The 17774-nt window shown below is 71.7% G+C and carries 15 protein-coding genes; 7 read left to right on the forward strand and 8 right to left on the reverse strand.

Annotated features, from left to right (window positions below; all coding sequences use genetic code 11):
- The first annotated feature begins 30 nt into the window (after nucleotides 1-30).
- Complete coding sequence (locus ACIBQ1_RS12500) at nucleotides 31-597, forward strand: TetR/AcrR family transcriptional regulator (protein WP_397276903.1); 567 nt, start codon at nucleotides 31-33, stop codon at nucleotides 595-597.
- A 97-nt stretch (nucleotides 598-694) separates the two neighbouring features.
- Here the strand turns inward: ACIBQ1_RS12500 and ACIBQ1_RS12505 are convergent, their stop codons facing one another.
- The 5 genes from ACIBQ1_RS12505 to ACIBQ1_RS12525 form a co-directional block, all read right to left on the reverse strand.
- The gene (locus tag ACIBQ1_RS12505; RefSeq protein WP_355379096.1) at nucleotides 695-1636 is read right to left on the reverse strand and encodes a sigma-70 family RNA polymerase sigma factor; all 942 of its coding nucleotides are present in this window, start codon (nucleotides 1634-1636) and stop codon (nucleotides 695-697) included.
- A 106-nt stretch (nucleotides 1637-1742) separates the two neighbouring features.
- Nucleotides 1743-2888: an imidazolonepropionase gene (gene hutI / locus ACIBQ1_RS12510; protein ID WP_397276905.1), complete on the reverse strand. Its 1146-nt coding sequence runs from the start codon at nucleotides 2886-2888 to the stop codon at nucleotides 1743-1745.
- On the reverse strand, nucleotides 2885-4207 hold the full coding sequence (locus ACIBQ1_RS12515; RefSeq protein ID WP_397276907.1) for a formimidoylglutamate deiminase: 1323 nt from the start codon (nucleotides 4205-4207) through the stop codon (nucleotides 2885-2887). Before ACIBQ1_RS12515 ends, hutI begins: the two co-directional genes overlap by 4 nt.
- Nucleotides 4198-5367: an allantoate amidohydrolase gene (locus ACIBQ1_RS12520; protein WP_397276908.1), complete on the reverse strand. Its 1170-nt coding sequence runs from the start codon at nucleotides 5365-5367 to the stop codon at nucleotides 4198-4200. Before ACIBQ1_RS12520 ends, ACIBQ1_RS12515 begins: the two co-directional genes overlap by 10 nt.
- A gap of 26 nt (nucleotides 5368-5393) precedes the next feature.
- On the reverse strand, nucleotides 5394-6080 hold the full coding sequence (locus ACIBQ1_RS12525) for an SDR family oxidoreductase (protein ID WP_397276910.1): 687 nt from the start codon (nucleotides 6078-6080) through the stop codon (nucleotides 5394-5396).
- A 293-nt stretch (nucleotides 6081-6373) separates the two neighbouring features.
- Between ACIBQ1_RS12525 and ACIBQ1_RS12530 the strand changes: the two genes are divergently transcribed.
- Together ACIBQ1_RS12530 and ACIBQ1_RS12535 are read left to right on the forward strand one after the other, a co-directional pair.
- The gene (locus tag ACIBQ1_RS12530; protein WP_397276912.1) at nucleotides 6374-7327 is read left to right on the forward strand and encodes an ATP-binding cassette domain-containing protein; all 954 of its coding nucleotides are present in this window, start codon (nucleotides 6374-6376) and stop codon (nucleotides 7325-7327) included.
- Nucleotides 7324-8073, forward strand: coding sequence for an ABC transporter permease (locus ACIBQ1_RS12535; RefSeq protein WP_397276914.1), 750 nt, complete (start codon nucleotides 7324-7326; stop codon nucleotides 8071-8073). The genes ACIBQ1_RS12530 and ACIBQ1_RS12535 overlap by 4 nt, the downstream gene beginning before the upstream one ends.
- On the opposite strand, the gene ACIBQ1_RS12540 is transcribed toward ACIBQ1_RS12535, so the two are convergent.
- From ACIBQ1_RS12540 to ACIBQ1_RS12550, 3 genes are all read right to left on the reverse strand, one after another.
- Nucleotides 8053-8829, reverse strand: a complete 777-nt coding sequence (locus tag ACIBQ1_RS12540; protein ID WP_397276917.1) for a MurR/RpiR family transcriptional regulator — start codon at nucleotides 8827-8829, stop codon at nucleotides 8053-8055. The two genes, ACIBQ1_RS12535 and ACIBQ1_RS12540, sit on opposite strands and share 21 nt — an antisense overlap.
- A gap of 243 nt (nucleotides 8830-9072) precedes the next feature.
- On the reverse strand, nucleotides 9073-10722 hold the full coding sequence (gene hutU, locus ACIBQ1_RS12545) for a urocanate hydratase (protein WP_397276918.1): 1650 nt from the start codon (nucleotides 10720-10722) through the stop codon (nucleotides 9073-9075).
- A 78-nt stretch (nucleotides 10723-10800) separates the two neighbouring features.
- Complete coding sequence (locus tag ACIBQ1_RS12550; RefSeq protein ID WP_397276920.1) at nucleotides 10801-12525, reverse strand: ABC transporter ATP-binding protein; 1725 nt, start codon at nucleotides 12523-12525, stop codon at nucleotides 10801-10803.
- A 237-nt stretch (nucleotides 12526-12762) separates the two neighbouring features.
- Here ACIBQ1_RS12550 and ACIBQ1_RS12555 point away from each other — a divergent pair, with 237 nt between their 5' ends.
- The 4 genes from ACIBQ1_RS12555 to ACIBQ1_RS12570 all read left to right on the forward strand — a co-directional run bounded on the left by ACIBQ1_RS12555 (nucleotide 12763) and on the right by ACIBQ1_RS12570 (nucleotide 17663).
- Nucleotides 12763-14139, forward strand: coding sequence for a DUF4331 domain-containing protein (locus ACIBQ1_RS12555; RefSeq protein WP_397276922.1), 1377 nt, complete (start codon nucleotides 12763-12765; stop codon nucleotides 14137-14139).
- Between the two features lie 151 nt (nucleotides 14140-14290).
- A complete protein-coding gene (locus ACIBQ1_RS12560) occupies nucleotides 14291-15490 on the forward strand; it encodes a tetratricopeptide repeat protein (protein ID WP_397276924.1) in 1200 nt (399 codons plus the stop codon).
- Complete coding sequence (locus ACIBQ1_RS12565) at nucleotides 15487-17028, forward strand: nickel/cobalt transporter (RefSeq protein WP_397276926.1); 1542 nt, start codon at nucleotides 15487-15489, stop codon at nucleotides 17026-17028. Before ACIBQ1_RS12560 ends, ACIBQ1_RS12565 begins: the two co-directional genes overlap by 4 nt.
- A gap of 59 nt (nucleotides 17029-17087) precedes the next feature.
- Nucleotides 17088-17663: a PadR family transcriptional regulator gene (locus ACIBQ1_RS12570; RefSeq protein ID WP_397276928.1), complete on the forward strand. Its 576-nt coding sequence runs from the start codon at nucleotides 17088-17090 to the stop codon at nucleotides 17661-17663.
- The last annotated feature ends 111 nt before the right edge of the window (nucleotides 17664-17774 follow it).

Here is a 17774-nt window from a genome sequence, read left to right on the forward strand (position 1 = left end):
ACTGGTGGTCGGTTTGTCTATGGTGGTCGCATGAACCTCAAGGCGGAACGCGGCGCGGCAACCCGCGACAGGGTCCTGACGATCGCCACGCGGCTGTTCGCCGACCGGGGCTACGACGACACCTCGATCGAGGCGGTGCTGCAGGAGTCGGGGCTGAGCCGGGGGGCGCTGTACCACCATTACGCCGGGAAGGACGCCCTCTTCGAGGCGGTCCTGGAGGCCACGGAGTCCGCCATCGGCGACAAGATCGTCGAGGCCGTCCAAGGCATCACCGACCCGGCGGCGGCCCTCCGCACCGGCGTCCTGGCCTGGATCTCACTCGCCGGGGACCCGGTCATCCAGCGCATCGTCCTCATCGACGCGCCTTCGGTGCTGGGCTGGGAGCGGTGGCGGGCCATGGAGGAGCGCTACTCGTTCGGGATGCTGAAGGCGGCGCTGGGGGCCACGGGGGCGGTGCCCGAGGAGTTCCTGGACCTGCACGCGCACATGCTGCTGGCGGCCATCAACGAGAGTGCCCTCATGGTGGCGCGCGGCGGCGACCACGCCGCAGCCGTAACCGCCGTCGAAGACTTCCTCAGCCGCATCCTCCAGGCGTAGCCCGACACGCCGAAGCGCCGCGTCGGCGGGACGCGGCGCTTGTCGCGGGCGGCGCTTGTCGCGGGCGGCGCGGGAAGCGCGGCCCGGGGTGGCCGGGTCAGGCGGCCGCTGTGGCCATCTTGCGCAGGCGGGCCAGGGCGTCGCGTTCGATGCGGCGGGCGCGGTCGCGGCCGATACCGTAGCGTTCGCCGACCTCCGTCAGGGTGTGCTCGCGCCCGTCCACCAGGCCGTACCGCCACCGCAGCATCTCGCTGGTGTCACCTTCGAGCCCCGTCAGCCACTGGTCCAGGCGCTCGCGCTCCAGGATGTCGATGGCCTGCTGCTCGGGATCGGCCCACGTCTCGTCGGCGATCATGTCGCCGAGCTCCGTCTCGTCCTCGTCGCCCACCCCGAGCTGGAGCGAGACCGGATCGGAGGCCCAGCGCCGCAGCTCGCGTACGCGCTCGATCGGCAGGTCGAGGATCTCGGCGAGATCGTCGTCCGTGGGCTCGGCGTCGAACTCCGCCAGCAGGTCGCGGCGGACCCGCATCAGCCGCGTCATCTGCTCCCCCGCGTGCGTGGGCAGGCGCACCGGGCGGGCCTGCTCGTGGATGGCACGCCCCACCGACTGCCGGATCCACCACGTCGCGTACGTGGAGAACTTGTACCCCCGCCGGTAGTCGAACTTCTCCACCGCCCTGACCAGCCCCAGGTTCCCCTCCTGCACCAGGTCGATCAGGGGCATCCCGCGCCCCGAGTATTTCCTGGCCACCGCCACCACCAGGCGCAGGTTGGCCTGGATGAACTCGTCCTTCGCACGCTGACCGGAGACGGCCAGCCGCTCCAGCTCCTCGTCGGCCGCGTCCCCGATCCGCGGCTCCGAGCCCCCGCTGTCGAGCAGCTGCTCGGCGAAGAGACCCGCCTCTATCCGCTTGGCGAGCTCCACCTCCTCCTCCGCCGTGAGCAGCGGGACCCGGCCGATCTCAGCCAGGTAGGTTCCCAGCAGATCGCGCTCCGCGATGTGCTGCTCCTGCGTGCGACTCCCCGTAGGCCTTGCCATCCCCAGGCACCTCGTTCCGCAGCTGCGTTCTATACCCGGCCAACGTCCGACCAGATGCAAAGATTCCCTAAAGCAGTACGTCGCTGGGATGGTTCTGGATGTCCTCCTAAAGGAGGAGACCGCCATGAAATACCTGGTGAACGAGGGGGACGCCGGGCCGGTAGGCAAGGTGTACATAGGAGGGGGCATCGAGCACGACGAGGTCCGCGCGGGCCCCGCGCCGCAGCCAGCCTACGTCCGCACGGCGTAGCGCGCGTGCCCCGCCGTACGTCGCCGCCCTGATCGCCTCCAGCGGCGTCATCCGCATCTCGCGCACGGCCAGCGCCACGCAGAATGCCATCGACGACGTGAACGACGACCCCGGGTTGCAGTCGGTCGCCAGCGCCACGGTCGCGCCCGCGTCGATCAGCCTCCGGGCGTCCGGGTACGGCGACCGCGTCGAGAACTCGGCCCCCGGCAGCAGCGTCGCCACCGTGTCCGACGACGCCAGCGCGTCCACGTCGGCCGGCGTCAGGTGGGTGCAGTGGTCGGCCGAGGCGGCGCCCAGCTCGCAGGCGATGCGTACGCCCGGCCCCTCCCCGAGCTGGTTGGCGTGCACCCGCACCCCCAGCCCCGCCTTGAGCCCGGCGCCCAGGATCTCGCGCGTCTGATCGCCGTCGAAGGCCCCGCGCTCGCAGAACACGTCGACCCACCTGGCGTACGGGGCGCACGCGTCGAGCATCTCCCCCGCGACGAGCCGCACGTAGGAGTCGGCGTCCATGCCGGCGGGCACGACGTGCGCCCCCAGGAACGTGGTCTCGCCGGTCAGCCCGGCGGCGATCTCCAGCGAGCGCCGCTCGTCCTCGACGGTCAGGCCGTACCCGCTCTTGATCTCGACGGTCGTGGTGCCCTGGGCGAGCATCTCGTTCACCAGGGCACGCGCGTGGGCGGCCAGCTCGGCGTCGCCGGCCCGCCGGGTGGCGGCGACCGTGGTCCTGATGCCGCCTCCGGTGTACGGCTCGCCGGACATGCGGGCCTGGAACTCCGCCGTCCGGTCGCCGGCGAAGATCAGGTGGGCGTGGCTGTCCACGAAACCGGGGATGACGGCGCGGCCCCCGACGTCCACCCGCTCGTCGGCGTCGGGCGCCCGGTCGGCGGGCCCGGCCCAGGCGACCAGGCCGTCCTCCAGGACCAGCGCCGCGTCCGGGATCTCCTCGCGCTCGGGGTCGCCGGTGTACAGCGATCCGATCCCGTCGATCAGCGTCGTGCTCATCTCACCCTCCGTATCGCCTCGGCCAGCAGGGATCCGACGTCGCCGAGCCGGTGCCGCCCGTCCGTGACCACGCGGCGGCCGCCGGAGACCACCGAGTGCACGTCCGCCGCCGTGGCCGCGAACACGACGGCCTCCAGACCGCCGGCGCCCGCCGTGCGTACGGAGTCGAGCCGTACCGAGACCAGGTCGGCCCACGCGCCGGGCACCAGCAGGCCCGCGTCGGGGAAGCCGAGCGAGGCGTGGCCGGCGACCGTCGCGGCGGCGAACAGGTCGGCGGCGCTCCAGTTGCCGCGCCTGCCGCTGCTCAGCCGTTCGTCCAGCTCGACCGCCCGCGCCTCCTCGAACAGGTCGATCACGGCGTGGCTGTCGGAGCCGAGCGTGATCCGCGCGCCCCGGTCGGCCGCCGCCCTGGCCGGGCCGATGCCGTCGGCGAGGTCGCGTTCGGTGGTGGGGCACATGCAGATGTGGGTGCCGGACTGGGCGATCAGCTCGATGTCCACGTCGGTCAGGTGGGTGGCGTGCACGGCGGTCGAGCGCGGCCCCAGGGCGCCCCGCTCGTGCAGCACCTGGACCGGCGTGGCCGCGTACATCTCCACGCAGGCGGCGTTCTCGGCCGGCTGCTCGGACACGTGCATGTGGAGGGGGGCCGCGTGCCGGTGGGAGAACTCGGCCACGATCGGCATCTGCTCCGGCGGCACCGCGCGTACCGAGTGGATGGCCGCGCCGATCTCCACGTCGGGCTGCCCCTCGTAGGCCGCCGCCAGCTCGTCGGCCCTGGCCGCCCAGCGCGCGGCGTCACCGTCGGTGAAGCGCAGCTGCGCGCCGGTGAGCGGGGCGCCGATGCCGCCGGTCAGGTAGCAGGTGTCGAGCAGCGCGATGCGCAGGCCCGCCTCGCGGGCCGCGCGGACGAGGGCGTGGCCCATCTCGTTGGCGTCGCCGTACGGGCGGCCGTCGGGCCCGTGGTGCAGGTAGTGGAACTCGCCCACGCAGGTCACCCCGGCCAGCGCCATCTCGGCGTAGACGGCCCTGGCCAGCCGGAGGTACGAGTCGGGCTCCAGCGCCGCCGCCACCTCGTACATCCGCTCGCGCCAGGTCCAGAAGTCGCCCTTGCCCTCCTGGACGGTGCCGCGCAGCGCGCGGTGAAAGGCGTGGGAGTGGGCGTTGGCCAGGCCGGGGACGGTGATGCCCGGCAGCCGCTCGGCCGAGCCCGGCGGGCCCTGGCCGACGCTCGCGATCCTGGTGCCCTCGACCTCGATGAGCACGCCCTCGGCGAGCCCGTCGGGCAGCCAGGCCTGCTCGCACCAGTAGGTCAGCGACACAGGTCCTCCAGCACGTCCGCGAGTGCGACGACTCCCGCCTCGCAGTCTGCCCGTTCGGCGTGCTCGGCGGGGGAATGGGACACGCCGGTGGGGTTCCTGACGAACAACATCGCGCTCGGAACGCCCGCCGTGGCCAGGATCCCCGCGTCGTGGCCCGCCCCCGTGGGCAGGACGGGCGCCGGTGTGCCGCCTCCCGCGACCCGGGCCAGCCGCTCCCTGAGCGGCACGTCGAAGTCGACGATCGGGGTCCACGACTCCTCCCGCACCGTGGCCCCCGCCTCTTCCGTCAGTTCGGCCACGAGGTCGCGGACGGCGGCCTCCTCCGCTCCGCGGGCGTCGAGCCAGGCCGAGACCAGGCCGGGGATCGCGTTCGCGTTGCCCGGCGAGACGCGTACCTTGCCGACCGTGGCCACCACGTCGCGGCGCGCGGCGGCCGCGCGGGCGGCCAGCACCATGCGGGCGAACGGCAGCATCGGGTCGTCCCGGTCGGCCAGCCGGGTGGTGCCCGCGTGGTCGGCCCGGCCGTGGAAGTCGAAGCGCCAGCGCCCGTGCGGCCAGATCGCCGCGGCCACGCCCACCGGCCTCCCCTCGTGGACGAGCGCCTGGCCCTGCTCGACATGGAGCTCCACGAACGTGCCGACCGTGGCGAGCGTCTCGTCGTCCCGCCCCATCGTGGCCGGCGCCCGCCCTGCCTTCGTCACGACGTCGGCCAGCGTGTCGCCGGCGTCGTCGGTGAGCGCTAGGGCCCTGCCGGGCTCCAGCGCGCCGGTGAGCAGCCTCGACCCCATGCACGGCACCCCGAACCTGGCGCCCTCCTCGTCGGTGAAGCAGACCACGCCGACCGGCCTGGCCGGTGTGATCCCGCGCTCCTTCAGCAGGTCCAGGGCGGCGAAGGCCGACACGACCCCGAGCGGCCCGTCGTACGCGCCGCCCTGCCGTACGGAGTCGAGGTGGCTCCCGGTCACCACGCCGGAGCGGCCCGAGGGGTCGCCCCACCACGCCCAGAGGTTGCCGTTGCGGTCTTCGCGCAGGTCGAGCCCCCTGCGCCCGGCCTCGCCCGCGAACCACTCGCGTAGCTCCATGTCAGCGTTCGACCAGGAGTCCCTGACGTAGCCTCCGGTCGATGGATCCCGTCCTATGTGCGCGAGTGGTTCAAGCATGTCCCCACTGTAGTGAATGGATCCATTCAGTTGACAGGCCCGCCCCTGGGACGGAGGGTCAGCTCGGTGAGGTGGGCGTCGGAGCCGGCGGTGACGGCGGCCAGCACGGCCCGCGCCACGCTCTCCGGCGTGAGGTACTTCTCGGGCTCGAACTCGCCGCCCTCGTAGCGGCGCAGCTCGCGCTGCATGTCGGTGGCTGTCCGGCCCGGGTAGACCGTCGTCACCCTGAGCCGGGGCTCCTCCAGCCGCAGCGCGTCGGCGAACGCCTTCAGCGCGAACTTGCTGGCCGCGTAGGCGCCCCACTCGGGGTTGGCCCGCTGCCCCGAACCCGAGTTGACGCAGACCACGTGCCCTCCGGCCGCGCGCAGGGCGGGCAGCAGCAGCCTGGTCAGCTCGGCGACGGCGACGACGTTCACCTCCAGCGTCTCGCGCCACGCGGCGGCGGGCAGGTCGGCGATCCGGCCCATCCGGTTGATCCCGGCGGAGTGCACGAGCACGTCGAGCCGCTCGATCCCGGCGATCTCCGCCTCCGTGACAGCCGTCAGCTCCGCCGGCCAGACCCGCGCGTCGGGCAGGCCGGCCGCCACGGCGTCCAGCGCGTCCTCGTCGCGGCCGTTGAGTATCACGTGATGCGTGGGGCCCAGGACCCTGGCCACGGCCGCGCCGATCCCGCGCGAAGCGCCTGTGACCAGCGCCGTCGGTCGTTCGTTCATGGCGATCAGCTTATTGACGTTGACGGCTGGTCAAAGACGAAGGACTCCTGGCCGTCGCCGGCCCGTTCCCGGTGGCGCCGGCGTTCGTGCACCGGCCGGAAAAGCAGGAGATTCTGCGGGCTCTGTATGACAGGATGCAGCGGCTCAGACTGAGCGTCGAGATCCTTGGACATGCCCTCGGCGCTTCGGCGCTCCCCAGCACGTGGACGAGAACCTCCGTCTCAACAGAGCCGTCGAGAAAGCCATCGAACGGGTTGAGGCCGATGAATTGCCCTAAGGAGCTGAACCCCTCAATGATCATTCAGGCGCAGCGCCTGCGAAAGACGTTCACCACCAGGAGCAGGAAGGGCACGCAGACGGTCGAGGCCGTCCGCGGCGTGGACCTCGAGGTCGCGCAGGGCGAGATCTTCGGCGTGCTCGGCCCCAACGGCGCGGGCAAGACCACCACGATCAGGATGCTCTCCACGCTGATCGCCCCCGACGCGGGCACCGCCACCATCGCCGGCCACGACCTGCTCAAGGAGCCCGCCGCCATCCGGCGCAAGCTCGGGTACGTGAGCCAGGCCGGCGGCGTGGAGGACACCACGAGCGCCAGGGCCCAGATCATGATGGCCGCCAGGATCCACGCCATGGCCGACCCGAAGGAGGCCACCGCCGAGGTGCTGGAGCGCTTCGACCTGACCGAGATGGCCGACCGCCCCGGCCGTACCCTGTCGGGCGGGCAGAAGCGGCGCGTGGCCATCGCGATCGGGCTGGTGCACAACCCGCCGCTGCTCTTCCTCGACGAACCCACCACCGGCCTCGACCCGCAGAACCGCGCGAACCTCTGGGACCGCATCAGGCAGCTGCGCGAGGCCGGCACGAGCGTGCTGCTCAGCACCCACTACCTCGACGAGGCCGACGCGCTGTGCGACCGCCTCATGATCGTCGACCACGGCCAGGTCGTGGCCGAGGGCACTCCCGGCGAGCTCAAACGGGAGGTCTCCGGCGACGTGATCTCGCTCAGGGTCGACGACCCGGAGCGGGCCGCGGACACGCTCAAGCCGTACGCCCGCGAGACCCGCGTCGACGAGGACCTGCTGCGCGTCTACGTCGACGACGGCGAGCACATGCTGCCCGCGCTGCTGCGGGCCCTTGAGGAGCAGGGCCTGAGGTTGAGCTCGATCGCGCTCGACCGGTCCACCCTCGACGACGTCTTCCTGGCCAAGACCGGCCGTTCCCTCCGCGACGCCGGAGCCGCCTCATGATCCGCCATACTGTCCTGTTCGCCGGATACGAGCTGAAGAAGTCGTTCAGCAACCCCGTCTGGCCGCTGTTCGGCATCATGCAGCCGGTGCTCTACCTGCTCATGTTCGCGCCGCTGCTGAAATCGCTGACGCCGGGCGGCTCGACGGTGGACGCGCTGCGGATGTTCACCCCGGCGTCGATGATGATGATCGCGGTCTTCGGGTCGCTGTTCTCGGGGTTCGGGATGATCGCCGACCTGCGTAACGGCTCGCTCGAACGGTACGCCGTCAGCCTCGCCTGGCGGCCCGCCATCGTGCTCGGGCGCGTGGCCAAGGACATGGTCGTGCTGGTGTGCCAGGCGGTCCTCGTGCTGGTCGTGGCCATCGCGATGGGCGTGCGCATCGGGGCCGTCGAGCTGCTGCTGGTGCTGCTGCTCATGGCCGCCACCGGGCTGTTCGCCTCGGGGCTGTCCCAGGGGCTGGCGCTGACCGTGCGCGACGAGAACGGCATGTCGCAGACGCTCAACCTCTTCCTGCTGCCGATCATGCTGCTGGCCGGGCTGTTCATCCCGATCTCGTTCGCGCCCGGCTGGATGCAGACGCTCGCCCCGATCAACCCGCTCTACCACGCGGTCGAGGCGGGACGGGCGCTGTTCGCCGGCCGGTTGTCGGACTCGTCGATCCCGATCGCGTTCGCGGTGTTCATCGTGCTGGCGGTGCTGACCACGATCTGGTCGATGCGCTCGCTACGCAGGATCGCCGGGTAGGAACGTACCGGTCTCGTCGGTCATCCGCTCGTACTCCTCCAGCCGGGCCTGGGTGCGCAGCGGCGCCGCGTCGGCCATGGCCTCGACCAGGGCCATGGCCAGGGCCAGCGGCGCCGCGTGCGAGTCGAACACGAGCCGGTCGCCGACGGGGGCGTCCAGCACGATCTCCGCCGGGAAATCCGACTTATCCGTTATCGCCGCCACCCGGAGCCCCAGCTTCTCCGCGTACTCCAGCGCCTGCACGGCCTCCGCCGGATACCTCGGCAGGACCACGGCCACCACCCACTCCGCGCCCGCCCGGCGCGCCGCGTGCAGCCCGTCGACCAGCTCCGACCCGCCGTGCGTGAGCAACCGCACGTCGGGGTGGATGCGGCGGGCGTAGTAGGCGAACGTCGTGGCCAGCCCGCACGAGACCCGCAACCCCACCACGGGCAGCGGCTCGGTGGCGGCCAACTGCTCGCCGAGCTCCTTGAGCGGGAAGGCCGCCAGCCGCTCCCTGACGATCGCGAGGTTGCGGATCTCACAGTCGATGGCCCCGCGCAGCAGGCTCTCCTGCGGCTGCTCCACCACCGCGCCACCCAGCACGAGCGGACGCAGCGCCTGCCGCAGCTCGGGGTATCCGGCGAACCCCAGCACCATGGCGAACCTGGTCACGGACGGCTGACTCACCCCGGCCCGCTCGGCCAGCTCCACGCTGGACAGGAAGATCGCCTCATCGAGATGCTCGGTGAGATAGAGCGCGATCCTCCGCTGCACGGGCGACAGCCTCCGGCCATCCAGCAGCACACTCAGCCCACCGTGATATCCGTCCGCCACTTCACCTCCAACGCTTCCCACCCCGCATTCTCATCCCACGACCACCCCGCCGCGCTCACACCTCCACCGCCGCATCGGCGAGACGACGTACGGCGGAGCCCGGCGCACCGCGCGGCGCCCAGCCGACGACGCCCCGCGCGACGCAGGCGCACGGGCAAGCGCAGGCGCAGGTGCGGCGCAGGGTCAGGACTCGCGCATCGGGATGCGGACCCCGCGGGTGGCGGCCACCTCGGCGGCCTCCTCGTAGCCGGCGTCCACGTGCCGCATCACCCCCGTCCCCGGGTCGTTGGTCAGCACGCGGTTCAGCTTCTCCCCCGCCAGCGCCGTCCCGTCCGCCACCGTCACCTGCCCCGCGTGGATGGACCGCCCGATCCCGACCCCGCCCCCGTGGTGGATGGACACCCAGGCGGCCCCCGAGGCCGTGTTGAGCATGGCGTTCAGCAGCGGCCAGTCCGCGATCGCGTCCGACCCGTCCGCCATGGCCTCCGTCTCGCGATAGGGCGAGGCCACGGAGCCGCTGTCGAGGTGGTCGCGCCCGATGACGATGGGCGCCCGCAGCTCGCCCGACGCCACCATGTCGTTGAACCGCTCCCCCGCGACGTTGCGCTCGCCGTACCCGAGCCAGCAGATCCGCGCGGGCAGCCCCTGGAAGTGGACCTTCTCCCCGGCCTTCCTGATCCAGCGGGCGAGTGGCTCGTTCTCGGGGAAGAGCTCCAGGATGGCCCGGTCGGTCGCGGCGATGTCGGCGGGGTCCCCGCTCAGCGCCGCCCACCGGAACGGGCCCTTACCCTCGCAGAACAGCGGCCTGATGTACGCGGGCACGAACCCCGGGAAGTCGAAGGCCCGCCCGTAGCCGGCCAGCTGCGCCTCGCCCCGGATGGAGTTGCCGTAGTCGAACACCTCCGCCCCGGCGTCCTTGAACCCGACCATGGCCTCCACGTGCCGCGCCATCGAGGTCCGGGCCCGCTCGGTGAAGCCGGCCGGGTCCTTGTCCCGCTCCGAGGCCATGTCCTCGAACGCGACCCCCACCGGCAGGTACATCAGCGGATCGTGCGCCGAGGTCTGGTCGGTCACGATGTCGATCTCGGCCCCGCGGGCGAGCAGCGCGGGCACGGCCTCCGCCGCGTTCGCGACGACCCCGATGGACAGGGGACGGCGCTCGTCCCGCGCCGCGTACGCCAGCCGCAGCGCCTCGTCCAGCGACGACGCCTCCACGTCGAGGTAGCGGTGCTCGATCCGCCGGGTGACCGAGCGCGGGTCGCAGTCGATGCAGATGGCCACCCCACCGTTCATGGTGACGGCCAGGGGCTGGGCGCCGCCCATCCCGCCGAGCCCGGCCGTCAGCGTGATCGTCCCGGCCAGCGACCCACCGAAGCGCTTGGCGGCCACGGCCGCGAACGTCTCGTACGTCCCCTGCAGGATGCCCTGCGTGCCGATGTAGATCCACGACCCGGCGGTCATCTGCCCGTACATGGTGAGCCCGGCCGCCTCCAGCCGCCGGAACTCCTCCCAGTTGGCCCAGTCGGGCACGAGGTTGGAGTTGGCGATGAGCACTCGGGGCGCCCACTCGTGGGTGCGGAACACACCCACCGGGCGCCCCGACTGGACCAGGAGGGTCTCGTCGCCTTCGAGCGTCGTCAGCGTCCTGACCATCGCGTCGAACGACGGCCAGTCACGCGCGGCCTTGCCCGAGCCGCCGTAGACGACCAGTTGCTCGGGGTGCTCGGCGACTTCCGGGTCCAGGTTGTTCTGGAGCATGCGGAGCGCCGCCTCCTGCGGCCACCCCTTGGCGGTGATCGTCGTACCTCTCGGCGCGCGCACGCTGCGGCTCATCGTGACCCTCCTGAATGAAAACATTCACTTTTGTCACCCGCAGGGTACAACGGACTACAGCATATGCACCTACGAAGGTCAGCTGACGAGGAACTGGGTGGCTGCCAGTTCCCGGTAGAGCTCGTCCTCCCCGATCAGCGAGTCGTGCGTCCCGACCGCCCGTACGCCGCCTCCCTCCATGACCACGATCCGGTCCGCGTTCGTGACGGTGGACAGCCGGTGGGCGATCACCAGCACGGTCGTCTCCGTGGCCACCTCGGCGATGACCTCGCGCAGCCGCAGCTCGTTGACCGCGTCGAGCTGGGAGGTGGCCTCGTCGAGCAGCAGCAGCCGGGGCTTGCGCAGCAGCGCTCTGGCGATGGCGACGCGCTGGCGCTCGCCGCCCGACAGCAGCACGCCGCGGTGCCCGACCGGCGTCTCCAGCCCTTCGGGCAGCCTGTCCACCAGGTCGTCGAGCCGGGTACGGGCGACGGCCCGGCGCAACTCGTCCTCGGTGGCGTCCTGGGCGGCGAAGAGCAGGTTCTCCCGGAGGGTCCCGGCCAGCACGGGCGCGTCCTGCTCGACGTATCCGAGGGCGGCCCGCAACTCGCCCAGCGGCCAGTCGCGGATGTCGCGCCCGCCGATGGTGATCAGCCCCCTCTGGTGGTCGTAGAAGCGTTCGATCAGCGCGAACACCGTCGACTTGCCCGCGCCCGACGGCCCCACCAGCGCGGTCAGCCCGCCGGGCGGCACCTCGAAGCCGACCCCGTCGTGCACGATCGGCCGGTCGTCGCCGTACCGGAAGACCACGTCCTGGAACGTCACCCCGACCGGCTCGGCGGCCCCCGCGACGGCGAGGCCGACCGGCTCGGTGGGGCCGACCGGCTCGGCGGGCAGGTTCTCGATCTCCTTGATCCGCTTCATCGCGGCGAGCCCCTGCTGGAGCTGGACGCCGCCCTGGACGAGCTGCCCGATCGGCGGCACCAGGTAGAACAGATAGAGCAGGAACGCGATCAGCGACGACACCTCGAGCGTGCCCGACGCGACCCTGGCCCCGCCGACGGCCAGCACGGCGAGGAACGCGATCTGCACCGCCATCCACGTCGCCACTCCCGCGAGCGACGTCCACCCGGCGACCTGCAGCCCCCGGTCGCGGGCGCGCACCGCCGCGTCGCCCACCACGGCGATCTCGCGCTCCTCCGCGCCGCTGGCCTTGACGGTCCGGTACGCCTGCAGCGCCCGGTCCAGCACGGCCCCCATCTCGCCCACGGCCTCCTGGGCATGGGTCTGCGCGCGCTGGATCTTCGGCATGATCAGCGCGACGAGCCCGCCGATCACCACCACCACGAGCAGCGTGACCAGCAGCAGCACGCCATCCATGGTCGCCATCATGACGATGGCCCCGACCAGCATGAACGCGGCGCTGACGGACTCGACGATCCCGTTGGTCAGCACCGCCCGCAGCAGCGTCGTGTCACCGGTCACCCGCGACAGCAGGTCGCCGGGCTTGAGCCGGTCCACGTCGGCGACCTTGAGCCGCAGCATCCGGTCGACGAGCTTGCGCCGGGCGCCGAGCACGATGCCTTCGCCCGTCCGCTCCATCAGATAGCTTCCGGCGGCCGACACGACCGCGCCGACGAGCACCGCCACGGCGAGTCCTAACAAGGGCCCGGCCATCGAGCCTGCCTGGCCGAACGCATCGACGACGTACTTGGCCAGCAACGGCATCGCGAGGCCCGCCACCGAGCCGATCAAGCCCAGCAGCCCGCCCAGAAGCAGAATCTTCCGGTGCGGGCGGACGTAGGCGAGCAACTCCTTGACCACCGCATCTCCTTCCACGACATGTCTCGATATGTCTCGACGTGCTCAACGAACGGGACCGCGCGATCCACACCGCTTCGACATGGTCAACCTAAATTGACGACTTAAGTATGTCAACTTTCGTTGACCCTCATTCTTGAGGAGGAGACGACATCCGGAGCCGCCCGGCGGACGAATAGGGCGTCGAGGAACCCGGCCGGAACCTCGAAGTAAACGATCAGCCCTTCGAAAGGACCGAAAATGGAGCTCCGGATCAACCGGCGCGCTCTTGTCGGACTTGGCCTCGCCGCAGCAGTCGCCGCGTCGTCGTTGGCCGTGCTCCGCACCGACTCCGGCATCGCTTCCTCGCACCGCGAGGCTCCCACGATCGCGGGTGACCCCCAGCACGACAACACGGACGTGTACGCGTTCGTGAGCCCTGACAAGGCCGACACGGTGACCTTGCTGGCCAACTGGATCCCGTTCGAGGAGCCCAACGGCGGCCCGAACTTCTACCCGTTCGCCACGAAGTCCCGCTACAACATAAAGATCGACAACAACGGGGACGCCAGGCCCGACATCACGTACGAGTGGACGTTCCGCAACGAGGACAAGCGCGGCAACACCACGTTCCTGTACAACAACGGCCCCGTCACCTCGCTCGACGACCCCAACCTGCTCTTCCGCCAGCGCTACACGCTCAGGAAGATCACTCCCAGCGGCACCCGGACGCTGGTCAGCGACGGCATCGTCGCCCCGAGCAACGTCGGCCCGGCCTCGATGCCCGACTACGGCACGCTGCGCACCCAGTCCATCAAGAGCCTGCCGGGCGGCGGCAAGACGTTCGCCGGCCAGGCGGACGAGGCGTTCTTCCTGGACCTGCGCGTGTTCGACCTGCTCTACGGCGGCAACCTGTCCGAGGTCGGCCAGGACACCACCAGGGGCTACAACGTGAACAGCGTGGCCATCCAGGTGCCCTCCTCCGAGCTGGCGCTCAAGGGCGACGTCAAGCGCAACCCCGTGATCGGCATCTGCTCGACCACCGACAAGTTCAACGGCAGCAGGTACGTGCAGGTCTCGCGCCTGTGCAACCCGCTGGTCAACGAGGTCGTCTCGCCCGCCGGGCTCAAGGACGCCTTCAACGCCCTGCCGCCGGAGAAGGACGCGGACGTGGCCCCGCTGGTCAAGCGGGTCACCGACCCCGAGGTGGCCAGGCTGCTGGAGGCCATCTACGGCATCAAGGCCCCCGCGACCCCGCGCGGCGACCTGGTCGAGATCTTCCTGACCGGCATCGCCAAGCAGAACGGCCCCATCAAGGCCGACCTGAACTCGCAGGTGCTCAACAAGGACGCGGGCAAGCTGCGCCCCGCCGAGATGCTGCGGCTGAACATGTCGATCCCGCCCGCGAAGGACCCGAACCGCCTCGGCGTGCTGGCCGGTGACCTGCAAGGCTTCCCGAACGGCCGCCGCCTGGTCGACGACGTCGTGGACATCGAGCTGCAGGCCGTGGCCGGCGCCGCGGTGACCGGCAAGCTCGTGCCCGGGCTGACGGACAAGGTGGACAAGAACGACAAGCCGATGCTCCAGTCGTTCCCGTACATCCCGCTGCCCAGCAACGTCGCGGTGAACCAGCGATAACTCCCTGACCGGCCCGCCCCCTCTCCAAGCGGGCCGGTCCGCCCCCGGCGGCAGACTACCCGTCTCCCACCGTCTGCCGCCGATATGAGGCCGGCCGGCCGTGCCCCCGTCACGGCCGGCCGGCCAACTCCCAGCACCTGGAGCTTTGGAAATGCGTGCCTTCGTGATCCTCGCCGGGCTTGCCCTCCTCGGGGCCATGTCCTTCACGATCTTCTCGTTCTCGGCGCCGCCCGCGTCGCAGCCGGTGGCGGACAAGCCGCTCACCGAGACGCTGCAGGAGCGGCTCAAGCGCCTGCCGGGCGACTACCGCGGCTGGGCCCAGCTCGCCTCCCAGTACGTCGACCAGGCCAGGGTCACCGGCGACCCGTCGTACTACACGAAGGCGGAGGGCGCCATCGCCACGGCCGCCAAGCTGAAGTCCGAGGACGACACGGTGCTCACCGGTCAGGCGGCGCTGGCCGCCGGCCGCCACGAGTTCGCCGACGCGGTGCGGCTGGCCGAGCGCGCCATCGACGCCAACCCGTACGGCGCCCCGGCCTACGGCGTGCTGGCCGACGCCAAGACGCAGCTCGGCGACCTGAGCGGGGCGCGGCGGGCGGTGGACGAGATGCTGGACCTGCGCCCGGGGGTGGCGGCCTTCGCCCGCGCCTCGTACGCGGCCGAGCTGCGCGGCGACAGGGCCGGAGCCCGTAAGTACCTCGAAATGGCGCAGAACGATGCGTGGCAGCCGGCCGACCTCGCCTACGCCCGCTACTACCTGGGCGAGCTGGCCCTCCACTCCGGCGACCTGGCCACGGCAGCCGACTGGTACGCCAAGGCCCTGCAGGCCTACCCCGGCTACACCCCGGCGCTCGCGGGCCAGGCCAGGACCGCCGCGCTGAGCGGCCGGCTGACCGAGGCCCTCGACCTCTACCGGACCGTCGTCGAACGCCTCCCGCTCCCCCAGTACCTGATCGAGCAGGGCGAGACGCAGCTCAAGGCGGGCCGGCCCGCCGACTGGACCCTGCTGAAGGCGCAGCGCAAGCTGTTCCAGGCCGCGGGCGTGCGCGACGACCTGACCTGGGCCGAGTTCGAGGCCGACCACGGGGACCCGGCGCTGGCGGTCAAGTACGCCAGGGCCGAGTACGCCCGCAACCCGAACCTCGTCGCCGCCGACGCCCTCGCCTGGGCCCTGTTCAAGGCGGGCAAACCGGCCGAGGCGCTGCCGTACGCGAAGAAGGCCACGGCGACCGGCTGGCAGAACCCGCTGCTGAAGTATCACCGCGCCAAGATCGAGCAGGCGCTGGGCCGGTCCGTCAAGGTGGACGCCGGCTTCGACCCGACACTGTCCGCATTGGCGAGGTTCTCATGAGAGTCGTCCGGCTCGGCCTGCTGTCCGTCGCGATGGGCCTGGTGCTGTCGCTGTGCCTGAGCGTCGTCCTGGTCGCCGCGGCCTACGCGGCGCCCGTGGTGATGCACCCGCTGGGCAACTTCACCGTCAACCACTACAACGGACTGCGGATCTCGCCCTCCGACGTGCGCAACCTCGCCGTCGTGGACGCGGCCGAACTGCCCACGCTGCAGGCCAAGCCGCAGGTGAACGCCTCGTACGCGGGCCGCCGCTGCGGCGAGCTGGCCGCCGCCCAGCGGCTCACGGTGGCGGGCAGGGCGGTGCCGTGGCGGGTGGCGTCCTCCGCCTTCGCCTACGCCCCCGGCCAAGGCGGCCTCCAGACCAGCCGCCTGACCTGCCGGCTCGTCGCCGAAGTCCGTGCCTCGGGGGCCGTGGAGTTCACCGACAGGTTCGAGCAGGACAGGATCGGCTGGCGGGAGATCACCGCGGTGGGCGACGGGGTGCGCCTGGTCCGCTCGTCGGTGCCGACGGTGAGCGTGAGCAAGGAACTGCACGCGTACCCCGAGGACCTGCTGGCCAATCCGCTCGACCAGCGCACGGCGACGATGACCGTCACGCCCGGCGCGGGCCTGCCCGGCCAGGGCGGCTCCGGCGCTCCCGGCGGCACCCTGCCCGGCGGGATCGGCATCGGCGGGCCGATCGGGGACGCGCTGGCCGCCCTGGACCGGACGTTCACCACGCTGATCGGCTCGGACTCGCTGACGCTCCCGCTCGGGCTGCTGGCGGTCGGGCTGGCCGTGGTGCTGGGCGCCGGGCACGCGCTGATCCCCGGGCACGGCAAGACCATCATGGCCGCGTACCTGGCCGGGCGGCGCGGCCGCCCACGCGACGCGCTCGTGGTGGGCGCGACCGTGACGGCCACGCACACGGTCGGGGTGCTGGTGGTGGGGCTGCTGCTGAGCGCGTTCACGGCGCTGGCGGGCGAGTCCGTGCTGGCGTGGCTGGGGGTGGCCAGCGGCGCGATGATCGCCGTCATCGGCCTCCGCCTCCTCATGAACGCCCGCCGCGGCACCTCCCTGCACGGCCACGGGCATGGACACGGCCACGGACACGGACACGGACATGGACACGGACACGGGCATGGGCACGGGCACGGGCATGGACACGGCGACGACCACGGCGACGACCAAGAGCACGAGAAGGGCCACGATAAGGGGCAAGGCGGCGAGCGGGCGACGAAACGGACGGGGCTGGTGGGCCTCGGCATCGCGGGCGGGCTCGTGCCCAGCCCCTCGGCCCTCGTCGTCCTCCTCGGCGCCATCGCGCTCGGCCGCACCTGGTTCGGCGTGGCGCTGGTGACCGCGTACGGCATCGGCATGGCCGCCACCCTCACCATCACCGGCCTCCTGCTGGTCAAGCTGGTGGACCGGCTGGAACAGCGCGCCTCGGCGGGCCGCCGCCTGGCCGCCAGGCTCTCGGGCCTGGCCCCGGTCGGCACGGCCGCGATGGTGGTGCTGCTCGGCGCGGGCCTGGCCCTCCGGTCGGTGGCCACCCTCTAGCACCGGTACGCCCACCCCCCTATAGTCATGTCCATGACTACTCATGGACATGACTATTCGTGGCCCTGAAACACGCCGTGCTGGCGGCGCTGCTCGGCGGCGAGTACAGCGGCTACCAGCTCACCAAGATCTTCGACGTCGGCGTCTCCAACTTCTGGTACGCCGCCCCCCAGCAGCTCTACGCCGAGCTGACCAGGCTGGAGGCCGACGGGCTGATCGCGGGCCGGGAGGTCGTCCAGCGGGGCCGCCCCAACAAGCGGGTGTTCACGGTCACCGAGTCAGGCGCCGCCGAGCTGGCGTCCTTCGCGGCGGCCCCGTCCAAGCCCCTGCTCATCCGCGACGACCTGGCCGTCAAGGTGCACGCCGTGGACCGGGTCGACCCGGCACCGGTGATCGAGCAGCTCCTCGAACGCGCCGAGGAAGCCGCGGTCAAGCTCGCCTTCTTCGAGCAGACCCTCGTGCGCATGCGCGGCGACCTGGACGAGGAGACGTTCCTGCGCCAGGGTGAGCACGTCGGCCCCTACCTCTCCTGCCTGGCCGGCTGCCGCCTGGAACGCGAGATGCGCGACTGGTGCAGGGAGACCGCCCGCACGCTGGCCGCACGTACCGCCCACGCGAAGAGGACTGAACGGTGACCCGCACGCGCCACCCACGCGGAGGCGACAAAGCCATGACCCGCGCACGCCACCCCCGCGGAGAGGACGAAACCCTCACCCGCACGCGCCGCGTCCCAGCCGGAAGGACCG

This window comes from Nonomuraea sp. NPDC050153, assembly GCF_044460125.1.
Lineage (GTDB): Bacteria > Actinomycetota > Actinomycetes > Streptosporangiales > Streptosporangiaceae > Nonomuraea.